This window comes from Gordonia sp. NPDC003376 (genome assembly GCF_053589235.1).
This window is the reverse complement of sequence record NZ_JBSFRM010000004.1, coordinates 219,606-241,297: the sequence shown is the minus strand read 5'-3', so window position 1 is coordinate 241,297 and position 21,692 is coordinate 219,606. Positions and strand designations below refer to the sequence as shown.

Annotated in this window: 5 protein-coding genes; 1 reads left to right on the top strand and 4 read right to left on the bottom strand. The window is 68.2% G+C overall.

The window, feature by feature from the left end; translation table 11 throughout:
- Positions 1–34: 34 nt before the first annotated feature.
- The gene (locus tag ACWDUA_RS06745; protein WP_449750234.1) at positions 35–1,492 is read right to left on the bottom strand and encodes an alpha/beta hydrolase-fold protein; all 1,458 of its coding nucleotides are present in this window, start codon (positions 1,490–1,492) and stop codon (positions 35–37) included.
- Positions 1,493–1,807: 315 nt separating this feature from the next.
- Between ACWDUA_RS06745 and ACWDUA_RS06740 the strand changes: the two genes are divergently transcribed.
- A complete protein-coding gene (locus ACWDUA_RS06740; protein ID WP_449750233.1) occupies positions 1,808–2,671 on the top strand; it encodes an endonuclease domain-containing protein in 864 nt (287 codons plus the stop codon).
- A gap of 58 nt (positions 2,672–2,729) precedes the next feature.
- Here the strand turns inward: ACWDUA_RS06740 and ACWDUA_RS06735 are convergent, their stop codons facing one another.
- From ACWDUA_RS06735 to ACWDUA_RS06725, 3 genes are all read right to left on the bottom strand, one after another.
- Complete coding sequence (locus tag ACWDUA_RS06735) at positions 2,730–5,321, bottom strand: DUF4012 domain-containing protein (protein ID WP_449750232.1); 2,592 nt, start codon at positions 5,319–5,321, stop codon at positions 2,730–2,732.
- A complete protein-coding gene (locus tag ACWDUA_RS06730) occupies positions 5,318–20,071 on the bottom strand; it encodes an amino acid adenylation domain-containing protein (RefSeq protein WP_449750231.1) in 14,754 nt (4,917 codons plus the stop codon). The genes ACWDUA_RS06735 and ACWDUA_RS06730 overlap by 4 nt, the downstream gene beginning before the upstream one ends.
- 143 nt (positions 20,072–20,214) lie before the next feature.
- Positions 20,215–21,618 carry a polysaccharide biosynthesis tyrosine autokinase gene (locus ACWDUA_RS06725; RefSeq protein WP_449750230.1) on the bottom strand — a complete coding sequence of 468 codons (1,404 nt, stop codon included), beginning with the start codon at positions 21,616–21,618 and terminating at the stop codon, positions 20,215–20,217.
- Between the last annotated feature and the right edge of the window lie 74 nt (positions 21,619–21,692).

Sequence of the window (21,692 nt, the reverse complement as noted above, 5' to 3'; positions counted from 1 at the left end):
GACTACCTTCCGCCGAGACCTCTACTGCGACAGATCATTCGGCATCGGTTACCGACGGTGTGGCAGTAGAGGTCTCACCATTGCCGGACGCCGACTGAGAAACCTTGCCGTCGGTGGACCCAGTCGGCTCAGGCGTGACCGTCTCGGGGGTCCCTGCGCCTCCGGGTTCGGCAGTGGTGACGTCTGATTCATGGCCCTCACTCGAGGCCTCGGTTGGCGCGGGCGTCTCGACTTCCGACGGCGCCTCGGTCACTTCAGGAGCCCCGACAGCCGACGTGGTCGGCTCAGGCGTATCACTCGCCCAGGGAGTCTCCGCCGCCGGAGTGGTAGGCGTCCCGGCATCATTCGACCCTGCTGCATCACTGGTCACCGCAGCGGCCGCCAGCGACCGTGCCGTCGAGCTCTGGGTCGTCGAGCTCTGGGTCGTCGAGCTCTGGGTCGTCGAGGTGATCCCGAGCAGATCCTCGATGTGGGCGGCATCCTCGTCCTCGCCCTGCGCCCAGGCGTACCAGTTGTGACCGCCGTTGGAGTACCTGAACTCCACCGGTAGATCCAGGGCGACGGCACCGAGGTTGAGGACCGCCGTCGACACCAGCGCGCCGAGTTCCAAGGTGACGCCCAGCACCATGCCCGACGCCGCCGCCGCCAGCAGCGTGGGGAGCTGCTCCGGGGTCTCCTCGACGGCCTGCTGGAGCACCGTCCACGCGATCTCCAGTTCCTTCGGCGTGAGCAGGCCGTTGCCGGTGGAGATGACCACGGTCTGGCCGTTGGCCTTCGCCTCCGCGATACGCGTCAAGACATCGTTGGCCGCCCACTGGTTGCCGGAGCTCCACGGCAGTCCCCACATCGCCGACAGCCCGTTGTCGATGTCGGCGCGCTCCCCCTGGATGTAGGGGATCAGGATCCAGCCGAGCGGGTTGTTGGTCTCGTAATAGCCGGAGTACGACCGCATCACGGTGAACACACCGGGGTGGTTGAGGCCGATGATCACCGCCGGCGCCCCCGACATCGACACCCCGACAATCGCATTGCCGGTCTGCTCGACGGCGAAGTTCGTGTCCAGGTACGCGGGCAGTTCCTCGCCGATGAAGGTGTCCCACTGCGGCGCGGTGTCGCTGCCGGTGGGCGCCTCCTGCCAGTTGGTCATCCACTCACCGGCACCACCGGCAGGCATCACCAGGTTGGTGGCGCTGCTGTACGAGGTGAGCGCGCCGGCCTCGTCCTTCGACCACGTCGAGTACTCGTCGTTGGACCCCAGGCCGTCGAGGAAGTACACGGCATGTTCGGTCTCGCCGGCCGCGTTGTCAGACGCGCGGATCTGCACCACGACGTCGCGGCCCAGCGACTCCGAGTGGATGGTGCACGTCTGCACGTGGTTGGCCTCGTCGGCGTCGGACAGCCAGATACACCCGTCCCGCAGCCGGTCAGGGTCCACGGCATGGGCCGGTCCGGCCATTCCGAGCGCCAATGCACTCACCGCGGCCGCCGTCATCACGGAAACCGTCGACCGCAGTCCACCCACACGCATACGAACGCCTCACAAGTATTTGGGCCCGACCCGGACAGGACTGTACGGCACGCCCTTTCGGTACCGCATCATTTCTTCGCCAGTACAGAATGTTTGCCATACTAAAGTCTCTGCTGTAACTATCTGGCCGATTCCGGGGAGCCGATGGGACTATCCCGATGGCCCGCGAAACGACGCCACCTTCTGGACATATCAGACGTCGCCACTGCCGCGGACACGTGATCCCCAGGCTGTGGACGAGCGAACGGCAGAATTCTCCGGCTCCCGCACACTCGACGCATGCTCACCGACGGCGTGTACACCTGGACCCAGCTCCTCGAGCTCGGCCTGGATCAGACCACCATCAGGCGTCATCTCGCCGACAAGTCGCTGACCAAGCTCCGGCACGGCTGGTACTCGACGCCCGACGCCGACGCCCAGCTCGTCGAGGCCGTCCGGCTCGGCGGCGCGCTCACCTGCCTGACGGCGCTCGCCCGACATGACGTGTGGATTCCCCACCACGCACGCGAGGTCCACGTCCGCGGCAGCCGTAGCGCCCATGCCGAGCACCCGCGACGCTATTGCCGCAGCTATGACCGACCGTTCGCGGTGACGTCGGCCCTCGACGACGCCCAGACCGCCCTTCGGCATGCGCTGCGATGCCTCGACGACGAGGGAATCGTCATCGTCGTCGACTCCCTGCTCGACCTGTCGCGCAAGCCGTCCACCCGTGTCCTGACATCAGCCCAGGTCACTGCCGCCTTCGCAGGTGCTCCCCAGCGCGTCCGACGCTGTCTGGACGTGTCCGACGGCCGGGCCCAGTCCGGGACCGAGACGATGGTCCGGCTCCGCCTGCGTCGATGCGGCATCAAGGTGCGTCCGCAGGTCTTCATCGCCGGTCTCGGCCGGGTCGATCTCCTCGTCGGCGATCGTCTCATCATCGAGGTCGACAGCATCGCCCACCACACCGGTGCCGAGAACTATGCCGAGGACCGTCGCCGAGACCAGGTCGCGGCCCGTCTCGGCTACCTGCGGATGCGGCTCACCTACTCCGACGTCGTGTCCGCCTGGGCGCAGACCGAGGAGACGATCATCGCGACCGTTCGCGCCGGCCATCACCGCGGCCCGCGACAGCGCAAGCCCGTCCAGAACCTGGCGAGCTGACGCGGGGCGTGTGGATGATCCACACGCCCCGCGTTCGACCGCCACGTTCTGGCGAAACCTATGACCCGCATTCCGGGACGCGGATGGTGACCTCCGGGTTGTCCACCAGCGGCTGCACCGGAACGACGGCCTCACCGGGCGAGGTCGGCTCGGTGACGAAGGCCTTGACGGTCACCGTCTTACCCGGCGGCACCTGCACGATCGCACCCGCGTAGGGATGCCCGCCGAGGTTGCCGTCCTGATAGAGCACCTCCTGGTCGTCGACGAACACGCCCTTGACGGTGGCGCCCTTGGTGAGCAGGAATTCGACGTTGCTCAGCGCGGTTCCCTTGTCGATCGGGAACTCGGTGCCGTTGGGTGCGATCACGTAGTCGGGCAGCGACAGGTCGTCGAGGGTGTTGGTGAGCTGCATGGTGATCACCGAATCCCTTGTGTCGCTGCTGCATCCGGCCGCCACGTACTCGACCTTGCGCCGCAGATAGTAGTCGAGCTTGTTGCCGCCGGCGTTCTGGATCGTCACCGACGCATACGGCGCGTCCACATCGGCGATCTCGTGACCGAGGTTGGTGGTCTGCAGGATCTTCTCTTCGCCGGGATCGGTGCTGTACACCATGATCCGTCGCTCGTGTACACCGCGTCCGAGGGCTTCGAGCAGTGCACCCGTGTCGCCCTTGAACGTCGACAGCTGCTGCACGGCCGCCTTGGAGATCGACTGCAGGTAGTCCTTGCGGGCCTGGTTGTCCTCGGCGAACCGCTCATACGACGTCGACAGCGTGATCGGTACGACGTTGTCGGCGGTGATCTTCTCCCCGCCCGGCAGGGTGAGCGGGCCGGTCACCTTGAGCACATAGCTGAGTGCGATGGGGTCGAGCGCAATCGCGCCGTCGAGCTGCTGACCGGTCACCTCCCGCCAGTTCGCGATCCAGATCTGTGCCGCATCAGGGAAACTCGGCGACATGTTGGCGTTCCGGAAGTCCGTGTACGGGCGGAACGTCGCATACAGACTGTCGAAGTCGGGGCCCAGATCGGTCTGCGGGGTGGTGGGATACCGGAAGTCGTTGTTGGCGCCGAGTTCCGGGGCGGTCAACCGTCCGTTGGTGGCGTTGAGAATGGCGAATCCGCCGACCAGGCCACCGGTACCACGCGACTCCGACGGTGTCTGCAACGCGACGTAGTAGTTGCGTGGCCCGTCGGTACCGGTCATCGCCGGAAGAAGTTGCGCCGCAACGTTGGACCCGTTCAACGTCCCGGACGCATCATGCACCAGACCGTACAGTTCGTCACGGGCGTCGGCGACCTGCCCCAACCAGCTCGGGTCGATCCCCTCCACCCGGGTGACGAAGCCGTCGGATGCGGTGGCCAGCTTCGCCAGCTGCGGTTGCGCCGCGGCGAGTGGTGCGGTGTCGAGGGTGTCACCCCGACGCAGGTCCGACGGGTCCAGTACCGCACCGAGATCCGCGGTCGGCACCAGCACCTCGGTGGCGAAGTCCGAGACGGTGTCACTCATCTCCTGCACCGACTTCAGCGGGGCGCCGAGCCACGGCACCGACGCCGCCGCCGACCACACGACGCCGTGGGCACGATCCGAGGCACTCGTCGCCGACGACGCCGCAGCCTGCGCACGGGTCGTGGCCGAATCCTGGTCGCCGTCGAGCACCGCCTTGCGTGCGGCATTGGCGTCGACCCGCGCATCCTCGAGATCGGATTTGATCCCGAACGCCGAGTACGCCAGCCAGCCCACCGCGACGACGAGCAGCGCCACCACGATGCCGGTGCCGATCAGGACGTAGCGACGGCGCCGACTCCCACCCGAGGCACCGCTGTTGCCGGTCGCCCCACCCGAGGCGCCACTATTGGTGGTTGAGCCGGTCGAGGCGCCACTATTGGTGGTTGAGCCGGTCGAGGCGCCAGCCGAGGCCGTGTCGAAACCTCCGTCACCCGAGGCACTGTCGTTGCCGGTCGCCCCACCCGAGGCACCCCTGTTGGTGGTTGAGCCGGTCGAGGCGCCAGCCGAGGCCGTGTCGAAACCTCCGTCACCCGAGGCACCCGGAGCACCCAACGCACCCGAGGCACCCAAAGCCCCCACCCGCCCGAGTACTTCTCCGTCTCCGCCCAGCCACGCGACAACGGACCCGACGAGCGGTTCGATCTCGGCAAAGCAGCGTTCGAACTCGGCTTTGGGTCGGCCCATGGGGTCGGCGATGTCGAGGTCGTCGGCGTTGGTGTCGACCCGACCGCGGTCGGCGGCCAGCTCCGACAATCCCTCCGCGTCGGCGGGCGCATCGCCGAGTAGCCTGACGAACTCGGTGAGCGTGAACATCCGTCGCCACTTGGCCGGGAGTGCGCGTTGGCAGGCGGCGCGGTGTTCCCGGGTCATGGAGAGCACCAGGTCGGATTCTTCGAGGATCTGCGGACGCAGATACCGCGACTCGAATCCGCCGGCGTCGTATCCGTGTTCGGTGAGCACCTCCACCGACGACGGATGCATCGGCTGCCCGTTGGCCGCACCCACCCCGGCGCTGGTGACGGTCACCTGTGCTCCGCTCCGGGCGGCGAGGTCACGCAACACCCGTTCACCGATCGGTGACCGGCAGATGTTGCCGGTGCACACGAACAGGATCGACGTCGGACGGTCCTCCGGTGCGCTCACGGCTGCTCCTCCTCGAGTAGTCGCGCAAGTGTTTTCAGTACCCCTGGGTCACCGAGCTCGGCGTGCCGGGCGTCCACCCGGATCACCTGGACCTGACCGCCGACCTCTCGTGCCCACGCGTCCGGGTCGGGATTCTCCGCGGCCGCGAGATACAGAACCTTACTCACCCCCGCGGTTACCAGCGCGTAGCCACGGACGGCCGCGGCCAGGGCCTCGGATCGTTCGTCGAAGCGCCGTACCGCGTCGGGGTCACGCTCCAAAGCCGCCTGCCGCAGAGGCGATTCGACGCGCAACTCGTCGTCGGGGACGGTCTGCAGTTCGGCCGGGGTACGCGGGTCGAGCAGTGCGAGGTGGGTGACCTCCTCACCGGCGGCGACGAGTTGTCGGGCAATCTCGTGGGCGATGAGCCCGCCGAGTGACCAGCCCACCAGCCGGTACGGTCCGCGCGGTTGCGCCGACCGCAGCGCCGCGACGTGCCGCGCGGCGAGTTCGGGCAGGGTGGCCGGCAGATCGAGTGCCGGGTCGATCAGTTCGGGCAGTTGTAGCCCCATCACCCGCGTCCGTTCCATCGCGTCGCCGAGCGGCCGGAAGGGTTCGACGATCCCGGCCGCGGTGTGCACACACCACACGATCGGGCGATCGTCGGATTCGGTTGTCGGGGTGGACAGCTCGACGATGCGGTCGTTGCTCATCCGGGTGGGGTCGGCGACCAGTGCGGCGAGTTCGGCGGGTGTCGGGTGGGCGAACAGGTCCGTCGCCGACAACTGCACGCCGGTCCGCCGGGCGATCTCGTCCCGAAGAAGCAGCAGGGCGAGGGAGTTGCCGCCTGCGGCGAAGAAGTCGTCGTCGACGCCCACCGACACCTCGAGGACGGTCTCGAAGGCGGCGACCACCTCGGCCTCGGTACCCGGCGCGGGCGCACGACGGGAGTGCGCCCACTGCGGTTCGGGGAGCGCACGCTCGTCGAGTTTGCCCGCCCCGGTGCGCGGCAGCTCGTCGACCGCGACGATCTGTGCGGGCACCATGTGCCGAGGCAGGCCGGCACGGCAGGCGGCACGCAACTGTGCACCCGACACCGTCGGCGACATCACATACGACACCAGTGCGGGCCCAGACGGTCCGTCCCGCAGCACGGTCGCCGACCCGGTGGCCCCGGCACCGGTCAGGACGGCGTCGATCTCGGCCGGTTCGACGCGCTGTCCACGGATCTTGATCTGCCGGTCGGCACGCCCGACGTACACCAGCTCCATCGCCGGACCCGCGAGCGACGTTGACCGGGCACCGGTTTCCGTTGACCGGGCACCGTCGACGGTCTCCCACCGCACGAGGTCACCCGTTCGGTACATCCGACGTCCATCAGGTCCGGCGACGAAATGTGTTGCGGTGAGCGCGGGGTCGCCGAGGTATCCGCGGGCGACGCCGGTCCCCGACACATACAGTTCACCCACCACGCCGGGCGGCACGGGGCGCAGCCACGGGTCGAGCACCGCACATCCGACGCCCTGCAGCGGCCGCCCGATCCGCACCGGCCAGCCCGGCCGATAGTGCCCGGTGGAGACGGTCACGGTGGTCTCGGTGGGCCCGTAGATGTCGATCACCTGCGCATACGGCGACCACAGGTCGGCGAGGTCGGTGGTCAGCGCCTCACCGCCCATGTACACCAGGCGCAGCGACGTGAGGGCGGCCGGGTCGAGCGTGCGGATCACCGACGGCGTGGCGGTGAACACGCTCACCCGGTGATCCCGCAGCCACTCGGTCAGATCCGGGCCGCCGATGATCTGCGCCGGCACCACCACCAGCGTCGCCCCTGACGCCAACGGCAGCAGCATGTCGTGGAAGGTCGCGTCGAATCCGGGGCTGATCGTCATGCCCACGCGATCCCGGTCGCGGACGTCGCCGAGCCCGGCGACGCGATGCACACCGCGATGGCTGACACCCACCGGGTTGGGTGTGCCGGTGGTCCCCGACGTCGTGATGATGTACGCCAACGAATCCGGCGACACCCGGGTGATCGGTTCCGGGGCAAGCGAATCGACGGGTCGTTCCGGGATGTCGTCGACGCCGATCACCCGAGCTCCTGCCGCCGACACGATCTGGGCGAGCCGCGACGCCGGGTAGCTCACGTCCAGCGGGACGCATACCGCACCGATGCGACTGATCGCCCAGATGGCCACCACCGACTCGATGGAGCGCGCCACACCGACAGCCACCCCATCACCCGCACCGAACCCCTTGTCCCGCAATGCACGTGCCGTCACCGACACCCAGTCGTCGAGGTCGCGGTAGGTCAGTACCCGTTCCCCGTCGTCGACGGCGACCCGGCGCGGATACCGGGCCACGGCGTCGGCGAGCAGATCCGCGAGCAGCGGCGGCCGTTCGGTGTCGAGGACGGCATCTGCGTGCGCGCGCACGGTGACATCTGCGTGCGCGCGCACGGTGACATCTGCGTGCGCGCGCACGGTGGCCCGCTCGTCATCGCCGAGCAGGTCCAGGCTCGCCAGGCTGCGCCCGGTGTCCCCCACCACGGCGTCCACGGCGGTGAGCATCCGGGCACCGAGTGCATCGATCACGTTCTCGTCGAACAGGTCTCGTGCGTACTCGAGGCGCAGTCGCCAGCGGCCTCGGTCGTCGACGGCGATCACGTGCAGGTCGAACTCGCTGCGGGAGGCGATCACGTCGTCGAAAGCGCCGGGAGCCACGGTGTCCGGTCCCGCGGCGATGGTCGAGAACGCCACTTGCACCAGGGGGTGCCGTCCGGGTTCGCGTACCGGGTCCACCGCGGCGACCACGTCGTCGAAGGCGGTGAGCGCGTGGTCGAAGGCGGCGAGGTCGGCGTCGCGCACCGCGGTCACCCAGTCGCCGACGCTGACGTGACCCGGAATCCGGGTGCGCAGTGCGACGGTGGAGACCAGCATGCCGACGACGTCGGCGGTATCGGTGTCGCGGCGCATCGACGCGGGGGTGGCCACCGCGACGTCGTCGACACCGGCTTGGGCACCGAGCGCCAGGGCCACCGCGGCGTGCAGCACATGGAAGTCGGTGGTGCGCAGGATCTGTGCGGTCTCGCCGATCCGTTGTGACCGGTTCGCCCCGAGCGGCACGTCCACGCTCGCGGTGAGCAGGTCGCGGGCGGCCGGGCGGTGCGGCACCAGGTCGAGCCGGCCGCTGTATCCGTCGAGTGTCTGCCGCCAGAACGTGAGGTCGGCGTCGTTGGTGCGCGACTCCTCGTCGATCATCCGTGCCGACACCGCATCGAATCCGAGTGGCACCGGCCCCAGGTCACCGCCGTTGAGCAGGATACCCAGTTCCGCGGCGACCACCGCCGCCGACTCTCCGTCGAAGGCGATGTGATGGGCCACGATCACCACCGCCAGCGAGCCGCCGTCGACCAGAATCCAGGCCCGCACCGGCGGCTGCGCTTCGAGGTCGAAGGGCTGACCGAACACCGACAGCAAGGCCTCCGGGTCGGTGGTCCCCACCCCGAAGTGTGCGATCGCCACACGCCGCAGGTCGGGGCGCCACCCGGGGACGACGCGTTGCCGCGGTCCGTCCGCGCTCGACGGGTAGCGGGTGCGCAGCGCGGGATGGCGGTCGACGATCTGCCCGATCGCCGCGGCCACCCGCTGGTCGTCGACGCCGTCGGGCACCGGCACCACAACGGGCACCGCATAGATCGACAGCGGGCCGAGCATCTGCGCGGTGACCCACATCCGTCGTTGTGTGGGGGCGAGCGGAAGGTCGACGCCCGCCGCCACCTCCTGGGTCGAGATCTCCGGTTCGGCCGCAACGCCTTCCACCGCGACGGCCAGCAGCATCGGGGTCGGGTTCTCGAACAGCAGTCGGGTGGGGACCCGGACGCCGAGTTCCCGGCCGAGCGCCGAGGTCACCCGCGTGGCCGACAGCGACGATCCGCCGATCGAGAAGAAGTCGTCCTCGGCGCCGACGGCATCGACGCCGAGCACCTCGGCCATGATCGCCGCAACCATCCCACCCCCGACGATGGTTGAGCCACCCGACGCACCGCCATTGCTGGTTGAGCCACCCGACGCACCGCCATTGCTGGTTGAGCCGGACGACGCACCGCCATTGCTGGTTGAGCCACCCGAGGCGCAGTTATTGCTGGTTGAGCCGGACGAGGCGCCAGCCGAGACCGTGTCGAAACCTCCGTCACCCGAGCCACCCAACGCACCACCATCAATCGCCGAGCCACCGCCAACGATGGTTGAGCCGGACGAGGCGCCAGCCGAGACCGTGTCGAAACCTCCGTCACCCGAGGCACCCGAGGCACCCGAGGCACCCAACGCACCCAACGCACGCCCCAGACCGTTCACAGCCTCCACATCCCCCACAGCAACCGACTCCAGCACTGCCACAAACACCCGTAGGAACTGCGACGCGACCAGCGCCGGGACGCGCCCGGAGTGCACAACCCGAACCTCGAGCCCAGCCCCAGACCCCGACAACACGACTTCCAGGTCGTATTTCGCATCGACGACGCCGACAGCCGAATCGACCACCGTCACCAGGTCCCCGACCGCAGCGGACACCTCCGGCACCACGTCCTGGTTGACGAGCAGCACCGAGATCAGCGGGTCGCCACCGGCGGCGTCGGGCCGGACGGCGCGCGCGACGGCCTCGTACGGCACCTCCGCGTGGGCGGCGGCACCCAACGCCGCATCGCGGACCACACCGACGACGTCGTCGAACGGCGCATCGTCGGCGACGACGGTCCGCACCGCGACGGTGTTGACGAACATCCCGGCGACCGATTCCCATTCGGGTGCGCTGCGGCCGTGTACCGGCACTCCGACAACCACATCCCGCCGGCCGGTCCATCCACCGATCACCGACACCAGAGCGGCATGTGCCACGTGAAACATGCTCGCCGACAGCTCATCCGCACGTTCGTCGAGTTTCGCCGCGATATCGGCGTCCACATGCTCGACGATCCGTCCGGCCCGCCCGGCCGCAGGCCCCGCCACCTCGAGCAGCCCCGGCAACCGCACCGGTTCGCCGACACCGTCGAGCACCTCGCGCCAGTACATGATCTCCCGCGCATACCGGCTACCCGGATCTGCCGGGTCACCGAGCCGCTGCGCCTGCCACTGCGTGAAGTCGGCATATGTCAGGGCGGTTCGGGCCTCGATGGACCCTGCAGCGTAGCCGCGCAGCAGATCCTCGAACAGCAGACGCATCGACCAGCCGTCGACGGCGATGTGGTGTAACGACGCCGCGAGCACCCGATGGGCGTCACCCTCGTCGTCGCGAACCACGAACAGCGCCACCCGGAATCCGGGTTGGACGGCCAGATCGAACGGCGCCGCGAGGAACTCCTCCACCGCGTCCTCGACCTCCGCCGCGGTGATCTCCCGCACGACCGGCCGCGGTCCGTCGGCGAGTACCTGCTGCATCGGTTCACCCGACGCATCCGGGTACACGGTGCGCAGCACGGCATGCTCGGCGACGAGCGCTTCGACCGCGGCGGTGAGCCGTTCGGTGTCCACTGCGTCACCGAGCCGCAACACCAGCGGCACATGGTAGGCGGTGGACTCCGGATCGTAGCGATGGTGAATCCACATGCGCTGCTGCGGATATGCCAGCGGCACCGGTCCGTCGGACTCCCGATGCATGATCTCGCCGACGGCCTCGTCAGATGCTGCGAGCCGCGCGGCCACCCCGGCGACGGTGCGTGCCTCGAACAGCACCCGCACGCCGACGTCGACGCCGGTCGCCGCCGACAGCCTCGACGTCACCTGCGTCGCCGACAGCGACGTCCCGCCGATCCCGAAGAAGTCCGTGTCGGCGCCGATCCCGGCGAGCTCCACGTCGAGCACCTCCGCCCACACCGATGCCACGAGTTCTTGTGCGGCACCGACGATTTCCCCCGCCGACGCGGCCCAATCGGCCACCGGTTCCGGTAGCCGGGCCATGTCCACCTTGCCGTTGCGGCCGACGGGTAGGTCGTCCACCACCACGAGGTGGGTGGGAATAATGCTGCGCGGCAACACCTGCGCCAGCCCGGTCCGCACCGCGGTGAGGTCGATGGTGTGGCCCGGTTCGGCCACCAGCCAGCAGACCAGGATCTTCTCGCCGCCGCCGTTGGCTTGGACCGCGGTGACCGAGGTGGCCACCCCGTCCTGCGCCGACACCGCGGCGTCGATCTCGGCCGGTTCCAGCCGGATTCCGCGGACCTTGACCTGGTCATCGCTGCGGCCGTGGATCACCAGGGTGCCGTCGGTGCGCCGGTGCACGAGATCTCCGGTGCGGTAGCGGCGTCGGCCGTCGGGTCCGGCGATGAACCACGTGGCGGTGCGCGCCGGGTCGTCGAGGTAACCGCGGGCCACGGCCGGTCCGGATACGTACAGTTCACCCACGGTGTGGTCCCCCACCGGGCGCAGCGCCTCGTCGAGCACATGCAGTCCGACGCCGGGCAGCGCGGCCCCGATCCCGATCCCATCGTCGGCGGTGTCGAAGCGTGCGGAGGTGACGGCGACCGTGGTCTCGGTGGGCCCGTACTCGTTGGTGATCGCCCGCCCCGGCGTCCAGTCCCGCACCAGGCCCGCACCGAGTGGTTCACCGCCGACGGCGACGTGCCGCACACCGGGCAGCTGCGCCGGGTCGAGGGTGGCGAGCACCGACGGGGTGGTGAAGAGCATGCTCGCCGCCGTCTCGGTGACCAGGTGGGCGAGGTCGTCGGCGGCGATCACCTCCGGCGGGCAGATCACGATGGTCGCGCCGGCCACCCGGACCGGCAGCAGCCCCATCAGTTGCGCGTCGAATCCCGGTGCGTACGTGTGCAGTACCCGATCCTCGGCTCGCAGACCGAGGCGTTCTACCGTGCTCCGCGCGAATCCGGCGAGGCCACGGTGGGTCACCTGGACACCCTTCGGCGTCCCGGTGGTCCCCGAGGTGAAGGTGATGTACGCCAGGTCGTCGGATGTCAGCTCGCGCACACGTTCCCGCGCGTCGAACGGCATCTCCGACGACGCCGCCCACATCGTCTCGTCCACCACGATCACCGGGGCGTCGCCGGGCACCGGGGCGGCGTCGCGGGTCAGCACGGCGGCCGGGCGGGCACGGGTCAGGATCATCCGACGCCGCTCGTCGGGGTCGGCCGGGTCGACATTGACGAACGCCGCTCCGGCACGCGCCACCGCCAGGGTGGCGACCACCGCGACCGCCGACCGCGGAAGATGTTGCACCACCACGTCACCCGGGCCGATACCCCGGGCAATCAGGACGCGCGCCAGCCCCGCCGACGCCGCATCCAGCTGAGCGTTGGTCACCTGCGACCCGTATCCGGGCACCGGGTGGCGCGTGTCCACCAGTGCGAGCGCGTCAGGGGCGGAACGCAACCCGGTGTCGAGCAGTGCCGCAAGCGTTTCCGGAGCCACCGCCTCGGGCACCGTGACCTCGGCCCCGGCCAGCAGTTCGCCGACCACCCGATCCGGCTGTGCCACAGCGCGGGACAGCAGTTCCACCACGGCTGCGCACAGTGCGTCGAGGCGGGCGGCGGTGGCGACGGCGTCGCGGCAGGTCATGGTCAGGTGCAGGGCACCGCCACTGCGGTGCACCGACACGTCCACTCCGTAGAGCGGGACGGCGAGGGCGGTGAGGCTATCGGCCGAGAGTCCGCCGGGGCCTGCGTCGTTCGCGAACAGGTCGTCGGGCACCGCACCGAGGGACACCTCGAACAGCGGGGTGCCGGCGCGGGCGCCGCCGGGATCGGCGAGCGCGGTGATCTCGGTGAGCGGCAGGTCGGCGTGCGCGAACGCGCCAACGTCGATGCGGGTGACGTCGCCGAGGAGCGCACCGAAGGTGGCGTCGAGGTCGATCGGGGTGTGCAGCGGCACGCCGCGGGCGAACAGTCCGGAAAGCCCGGCGAGCAGCGGGTCGATCCGCCCGGACACCGCGGTACCGATGGTGATCACCCCGGCCCCGCTCTGCCGGGCCAAGACGGCGGCGAGGGCGGCGTGCACGACGATGAAGCCGCTGGTGTGGTGGTCGACGGCGACGCGGTCGAGGGTGTCGGTGAGCGCGGCGTCGAGGGTGTGGCGGGCGCGGTGCACAGTGGTGGCGGCACCGCCGACGGACTGCAGGGTCATGTCCGGGAGTCGTAGGGACGTCACGGGTTCGGCGAATGCGGTGGTCCAGTGTGCGAGGAGCTCGTCGTGGCGGGCGGCGAGGGTCTCGGTGCGCCACAGGCTGTATTGCCGGTAGCCGACCGGCGGTGCGGTCGGCGGGGTCCCGGTGAGCGCGGCCTGCAGGTCGGCGCGCAGCAGCGCCAGGGTCTCGCCGTCGGCGGCGATGTGGTGCACGACGCCGAGAATCCAGGTGCGCGGACCGGTGTCCGCATCGGCGGTCTCGACCACGCGGATCCGCCACGGCAAGGCGTCGGCCAGGTCGAGCGGGGTGGCGACCTCGGAGAGCACGGTGGCGAGGTCGGCCTCGTCCCGCACCCGGGTGACGGTGCAATGCGTCGCGATGAAGGTGTCGAGTTCCTCAGTGGCCCAGCGCCGTTGGTATGGGACGCCGTCGTGGCTCGGGTAGCTGGTGCGCAGCGTGTCGTGGCGGCGCAGGACCTCGTGCAGGGCGGCGCCCAGGGTTGCGGTGTCGACGGTGGTGGGCATCGCGAGGGGTAGCAGGTACCCGGTGAAGTCGGGTTCGGCGCGCCACCGTAGCCACAGGTCGAGTTGTTCAGGGGTCAGCGGCAGCCGCTCGGGCTCCGGGCGGTACTCGGCGAGTGCCGGCGGCGCCTGTGCGGGGGTGGTGCCGATCAGGCGGGCGAGGCCTTCGATGGTGGGGTCGGCAAAGATGTCGGCGACGCCGATCGGGTGCCCGTGGCGACCGAGCGTGGCGGCCAGTCGCGCCGCCGAGAGCGAGGTGCCGCCTGCGGCAAAGAAGTTGGTGTACGGGGTGAGGTCGCCGGCCATCTCGCCGACGATCTCGCGTACCGCGGCGGCGATGGTCTGCTCATCGTCGGTGAGGGCGCGAGCGGCCTCCATCTGGGTGATCTGGGCGAGGAGGCCGGCTTTGTCGACCTTGCCGGTCGGGGTGACCGGCCAGCCCTCGACGACGCCGATCCGCGCCGGGATGGCATGGGCGGGAAGCCGTGTGGCGCAGGCGGCGAGCAAGGCGGGTTCGGTGAGGCCGTCGAGCGCGGCACGGTCGGCGAATCCGTCGGCGGTGACGAAGGCGACGAGCCGCTCGTCGCCGGGATGCGTGCCGGGCTGGACGAGGACACGCACGTCACCGACACCGTCGACGGCACGCAGCGCTGCCGACACCTCGCCGAGTTCGATGCGGTGCCCACGCAATTGGATCTGGTCGTCGGCGCGGCCGAGGTAGGCGAGCACGCCGGGCGCGATCTCGCGGACGCGGTCGCCGGTGCGGTAGCGGCGGGTGCCGTCGGGTCCGGCGACGAAGCGTGCGGCCGTCTGTGCGGGGGCGTTGAGGTAGCCGAGGCCGAGTTGTGCTCCGGCGACGTACAGTTCGCCGATCGCTCCACGTGGAACCGGTCGCAACCGGGAATCGAGCACGGCCCAGTCGATTCCGTCGAGCGGGGTGCCGATGATGCTGCGTTCGTCGTCGAGGTCGACGTCGGCGGTGGTGAGCATGACGGTGGTCTCGGTGGGGCCGTAGAGGTTCACCAGGCGGCAGTCAGGGTGCGTGGTGGCCCAGCGGCGCAGGGTGGCGGGGGCGAGGGCCTCACCGCCGAGGGTGACGATGCGCAGCGTGCCGAGCGCTCCGGCGGGGACGACGGCCGGGTCGGTGAGCGCGGCGAATGCGGTGGGTGTCTGCGACAGCACGGTGACGCGGTGGCGGTCGAGGGTGGCGGCGAGGCGCCGCGGGTCGCGCAGCACCGGGATGGGCAGCACCACCACGGAGCCGCCGGAGGTCAACGCGCCGAAGACCTCCCACACGGAGAAGTCGAAGATGTGGTTGTGCGCCCACGTCCACACGTCGTCGGCGCGCACACCGAGGCGGCCCAGTTCCGCATCGAGGAGTGCCGCAAGGTTGTCGAGAGTGATCACCACACCCTTGGGCACGCCGGTCGACCCGGAGGTGTGGATGATGTACGCCGCGCCCGGCATCGGTTCGGCGGTCCCGAGGCCCGGGCCGGCCGAGATCTGCAGTCCGTCTCGCACGATGGCGGCCGGCCGGGTCGATGCCAGGAGGTATTCGATCCGCGACGACGGGTGGTCGGGGTCGATGGGTACGTAGGCGGCGCCGGCGATGAGGGTGCCGAGCATCGCGACGATGGTGTCGGCGGAGCGCCCCATGATCAGGGCGACGCGGTCGCCGTCACGTACCCCGCCCGCACGCAGGCGTGCCGCGAACTCATCGGCCCGCTCGACGAGTTCCCCGTACGTCAGGCGTTCCCCGTCGCCGACGACGGCCGCAGCCCCAGCCGGATGCGATCGGATCGCGTCGAGCAGGTCTGAACCGATCCACCCCCGTGCAACGCCGGTCGAGGCGCAGCTCTTGATGGTTGAGCCGCAGCTGTTGGTGGTTGAGCCGGACGAGGCGCAGTCATTGGTGGTTGAGCCGGACGAGGCGCTAGCCGAGGCCGTGTCGAAACCTCCGTCACCCGAGGCGCAGTCATTGGTGGTTGAGCCGGACGAGGCGCAGTCATTGGTGGTTGAGCCGGACGAGGCGCAGTCATTGGTGGTTGAGCCGGACGAGGCGCTAGCCGAGACCGTGTCGAAACCTCCGCCACCCGAGGCGAAGTCATTGGTGGTTGAGCCGGTCGAGGCGCTAGCCGAGGCCGTGTCGAAACCTCCGTCACCCGACAAACCCAACCCACCCACACACGACACGAAATACTCAACCATCGCCCGCGCAGCAGCAACATCCACAGCACCAGCGGCAACAACCAGCGAAACCAGCGGGGATTCCCCGTCGTCGACAACAAGTTCCAGCGGAACCCGCGCTTGGTATGTCCGCAACCCTTCGAATTCGCGTACTACACCGGCACCACCAGATGGGGTCGCCACGTCCACGCCGTGATAGGCGAACACCACATCGGGTAGCCCGCTCGGCGCGGTCGCGGCGCGTTGTACGGCCTTGCCGACCACTCCCCCGACCTTGTGCAGTGCGGTGTCGACGTCCATCTCCCGCACCCCGGTGACCCGCACCGGAACGGTCTGCACGTACATGCCGACCTGTTGTAGTTCGTCCGATGAGCGTCGGTCGGCGACGGGCATCCCGAAGACCACGTCGTCGGTGTCGCAGAACACCGAGAGTGTCTGTGCCAGGGCCACACTGAGGAGTGTGTTGAGCGTGGTTCCCGCCGACTGTGCGCGTGCTTCGGCGCGACGCCGCACCTCGGGGTCGATCCGGCGGGTCAGATACGTGGCGGGACCGTAGGTGAGTCCGCTCGCTGCGCGCTGCGCCGGTTCCGGCAACGAGAGCCGTTCCGGCGCACCGCGCAGGGCACGCATCCAATACAGTCCGCTGCCGCCGGCGTCCGACGATGCGCGCGCTTCGAGGGTGGCACCGAATCCGATCGGCTCGTCCGCCCAGTCCGGGGCGCGTCCGGCCACACGGGCATCGAGGGCGATGGTGAAGTCGCCGAGCACGATCGGCACCGACCACTCGTCGATGGCGATGTGGTGGGCCACCAGCACCAGCTCGACGGTGTCGCCGGATGCGTCGATCACGGCGCGCCACGGGAGGTCGACGGTGAGGTCGAAGGGTGCGGCGACGGCACGTTCGGTACCGGCGACGTCGAGGATGCCTTCGCTGATCGGCGCGGTCGCCCGGAGTCCGTCGGCGTCTCGGATGCGTGCGAGGGGTTCGCCGTCGACGTCGGGGTGGATCGTCCGGAGCGCTTCGTGGCGGATGGCGACGTCGATCAGTGCGGCGCGCACGGCCGACGCGTCGACGCCGCCGGCCACGGTGAGGTGCAGCGGGAGGTGATAGACGATGGCGTGCGGGTCGGCGCGGTTGAGCAGCCAGATCTCGTGTTGGGTGCGGGTGGGCCGGTACTCGGGTTGCCCGCCTGCGGAGGTCCGGCGCGGTGCCGCGGCCTCGATCGCGGTGGCGAGTTCGGCCAGGGTGGTCACGTCCACCAGGTCGCGCATGCTGACCACCACGCCGAGAGCGGGCCCGAGGTGGACTGCGAGTTGCATGAACGCCAGGGATGTGGCGCCGAGCTTCACCAGTTCGTCGTCCATGGACGGGCTGGTCACGCCGAGGATGTCGGTCACGGCGTCGGCGACGAGTCGTTCGGTGTCGGTTGCGGGGGCGCGGTAGGGCGCTGCGGGTTCGGGGGTGGCCGCGATCAGCTCGGCCAGGGCCGACCGGTCCAACGTGCCGGCGTCATCGACCGGCAGTGCATCGAGCACGGCGACATGATGGGGCCACAACACTTGTGGCAGTGCTCCGTTCACACGTCGACGCACCGCAGCTCGGACTCGAGCGGGGTCGGCGCCGCGCTGCGCCAGGATGCCGACGGCCAACTCATCGCCACGTTCGACGATCACCACGTCGACGACGCCGTCGGCGTGTGCCGCGGTGCGGGCGAGTTCAGCGGTGTCCACGCGGATTCCCTGCGGGTGCACGATGTCGCCGGGCCGGTGGTCCACCACGACGGTCTCGGTACCCGCCTCGAGGTGGCCGCGATCGCCGGTGCGCCACATGCGGTGCGCAGGGCTCCACGGGCAGTCGACGAATGAGCCTGTGGTGATCCCTGATTCGTCGGCGTAGCCCAGCACCGGGGCGCCGATGACGTACAGGTCGCCGGTGATGCCGGGCGGTACCGGGCGGAGCCGATGGTCGAGCACCACCGGTGTGCATCCCGTGGTGGTGTTTCCCCAGGGCACCGGCCGATCGAGCGCAACGGTTGCGTCCACCCGCAATGCAGTGGTGGCACCGAGCAATTCAAGGCGGGCGCCGAGGTCATAGAGACGATGTTCGCGGGCCATCTGTCCGGCGAGGACCGGCGAGAGCCGCTCTCCCAGCGTGATCACGGTATCCGGGAGGCTCTCCGACGCCGCATTCGCCAGCAGGGTCGGGGTGGTGATCCAGTGGGTGGCTTCCACCCGATCGGCGACGACCCGAACGCCGTACGCCGCCGCCAACACAGGACCAAGGTCCGGAACCACGTCGATCGCGAGCGTGCCACCATCGGCAGCATCGTCGAAGGCTTCCGACAGCGCGCCGATGATGGTCTCGACCGCGGTAGCCGGGATCCCTACGCGACTCCCGGACTCACCGCAGGTCAGCGAGAGACTCTCGGATAGGTACGAGCCGGCACCGCTTCCGCCCTTACGCTTCCGACGCCGGAACCACCGTTTGGCCTGATCGGGCGATTCGGTGGTCACCGACGACACGGTCTCTTCGACAGCAACCGAGTCCACGACGCGCGGCTCGTCGACCACCAGTGGTAGGTCGTCGACCAGCGTTTCGGGTGCGTCGAGGACGGCCTGGGCGAAGGTGTCGAGCATGGCCATGAACTGGCGGTGATGCTCGGCGACCTCTGCCTCGTCATACCGGCTGGGGTTGGCGTCGAGGCAGAGCATCAGGCCGTCGGGGTCTCCGTCCCCGGCCTGGTTGTAGATGTTGATGGCGATGTCTTCGACGGGGCCGGTCGAGAGGACGTGGTAAGTGGCGATGGCCTCGCCGCACTGGATCTGACGCTCGAACAGCATGAGATTGAGCATGGGCCCCGACCGCAGCTGGGCATCTGTGCGCGGGGTCCGACCGCTCTCTTCATCCGCCGCGACGTCGGCCCAGATCTCTTCACCGCGGAAACGCTGATGGCGCAACGCACCCATCAGCGCGGTCCGGACGCTCACCAGAGCGTCCGCGACGGTCTTCTCGGAGGTGACGCCGGTCCGCAGGGGAACCACGTTCGAGACCGGCAACGGTGTCCGCCGCAACGCCGCCGTGGTGCGTGCGGCGACCGGGAACTGGAAGATCACCTCGTCGCCACTGGCCACCCGGGCCATGTATGCCGAGCAGGCCGCCACGATCACGGCGGGCGGAATCGCCGAGTGCTGTTCGGCCACCTGCCGCAACAGCAACATCGTCCGGTCGGGAACCGGTTCGGCGACACGGCGAGCAACCGCCTCAGGCCGGGCAAACCGACGTGCCAATGATCGTGGAAGGCCAACGCCCTCCATCACCTCACGCCAGTAGGCCCGATCGGTGCCATACCGTCGCGACGCCCGGTACTCGGCATCAGCACGAGCTGGAAGGTCCAAATCCACTGGTTCGATCTCGGGCAACGGTTCGCCGGCAACACCCGCCGAGTAGGCGCGGAGGGCCTCACTCATCCGCTCCTTGCCGGCATACCCGTCGGTGATCAGATGGTGGACACGGTTGTAGAGCAGGAAGTGTTCGTCGGCGAGCTGGAACAGGATACCGCGAGCCGTGCGGTCGACGCGGGGATCGACGGGACGCGAGTAATCCTCCCGCATCGCTGCTTCCGCCGCAGAACGAGGATCGTCCTCTCCACGAACGTCGACGAACTCCGCCCAATAGTGCAGGCCAGGGTCGTATATACCTTTCGCTTTCCCCCCCGAATCCTCGAAACGAAGCTGCATGAAAGCCGCAAGCTGCACAGCACGACTGGTATGCGCAACGAACTCCGCAACGTCGACAGATCCCGTCAACTCAGCACACTGAACGACATTCAACGGGACGCCCGAAAGCATATCCTGAAGAACCCATACACGTTGCTGCGACAATCCCAATGGAAAGCCACGACCCGGAACAAGAGAGAGCCCAACTTCAGTCCCCATCAAAGCCCTCACCTACTCGCCGTCACCATTACAACGCCCAAATACATCGTGCGGCAATTCAAACCAACTCCGCTAACAAAGGCATATCCGTCGCCCACTACCAAACGGGCGCAATTCACGGCACCAGAAAACAATCTGACCACTCATACAGTTCCTTTAGCTACAGCATTGCCACCCTCAAGATATGGGGAGCTGTAATAGCCGCCGATGATCCGACCCGGCAAGTCATTAATCACAACACCAAGCACGTTTGCATGAACCGCATCGAGCTGCGCGATGGCCGAAACAGTTTCGCTCGCCTTACTCTTTTCGGCCCGAATCACCAACAAAACGCCATCCATCCATCGACTCAACACAGCCGCATCCGCGACAGGCAACAGCGGCGTCGTATCCACGATCACAAAATCGTACTTTCCCGCCAAGTCTTCAAACAGCTGCTGAGACCGAGCTGAGCCCAACAGCTCCGCCGGATTTGGAGGAGTTGCACCCGCCGGCAGAACATCCGCACTACCAACACCAGATGTGAAGATAGCGTCATCCACGGTGCATTCCGAGCGCAGGACATCCGAAAGTCCCACACCAGACAAAGCCCCCATCCGCTTCGCAGCCGTTGGCCTTCGGAGGTCACCGTCCACTACGACAACGCGAGCACCATCCTCAACGAGCGCGCGCGAAAGGTTTGTCACGACTGTTGACTTACCCTCAGCCTCCTTTGCGCTCGTAACCATAATCAACTTTGCAGGACCATCAACATTTAGGAACGAAAGATTTGTCCTAAGCATGCGGTATGCCTCGCCTACAACCGAACCGCCCGCCGAGAAGTTAACTTGTTTGCCGTCACGGAGCGATACGTCACTGGGAATCGTCCCGATCAACGGGGCCCCAACCACATCCTCGATATCGGACCATCCGCGCACCTTCGACGTGAACCGACGAGTGAACATAACAAATACAACACCTGCAACAACTCCACCGAATAGCGCAACCACAACATTTCGAAGAATCTTTGGCGAGACCGGTCCTGTAGCCGCCGGATCAGAGCTAACCACGGTCAACTTCGCCAGTGGATCCCCGCCAGAATCAGGAGTCTCAAGTTGACGGACGTAGCTCACCAACGAGTCGCCAACCGCCCGCACCAAAGCCACCGCCAAACTCGGATCCGGATCGCTAACCGCGATTGTCATCAGCACAGTGTTTGGCGCAGTTGAGGCCACCACATTTTCCCTCAGATCAGCAGCGCTGCGCGGGGCACCAGTCTCACGGATCGCACCATCCAGAACCTCATCGGAAGTAACCAACTTCACATACGAGGCCACACGCTGTTGGGAGGCGAGAGAGCCCTGATAGGCACTCTGCGCGTTCGCATCCGAACCCGAAGTCACATATAACGTAGAGGACGCTAGGTACAGCGGCGTCTGCAAGAGACTAAACCCCAATGCCACAACAGCGCAGCAAAGACCCAGAAGCAGTACGACCCACCAACTCCGTCGAAGCAGCGATACCGCTTCGCGCAATCCACCACCAACGTCCGACTTTTCACCTTCCATGACAATCAGGCCCTTTCCTTCAACATCAACATCAACATCAACATCAACGCGATACCTAACCGATGACCAAACTC

Coding starts and splice junctions, on each gene's coding strand:
- ACWDUA_RS06740 (WP_449750233.1), top strand. CDS start 1,808: ATGCTCACCGACGGCGTGTACACCTGGACCCAGCTCCTCGAGCTCGGC.
- ACWDUA_RS06730 (WP_449750231.1), bottom strand. CDS start 20,071: ATGGGGACTGAAGTTGGGCTCTCTCTTGTTCCGGGTCGTGGCTTTCCA.
- ACWDUA_RS06745 (WP_449750234.1), bottom strand. CDS start 1,492: ATGACGGCGGCCGCGGTGAGTGCATTGGCGCTCGGAATGGCCGGACCG.
- ACWDUA_RS06725 (WP_449750230.1), bottom strand. CDS start 21,618: ATGGAAGGTGAAAAGTCGGACGTTGGTGGTGGATTGCGCGAAGCGGTA.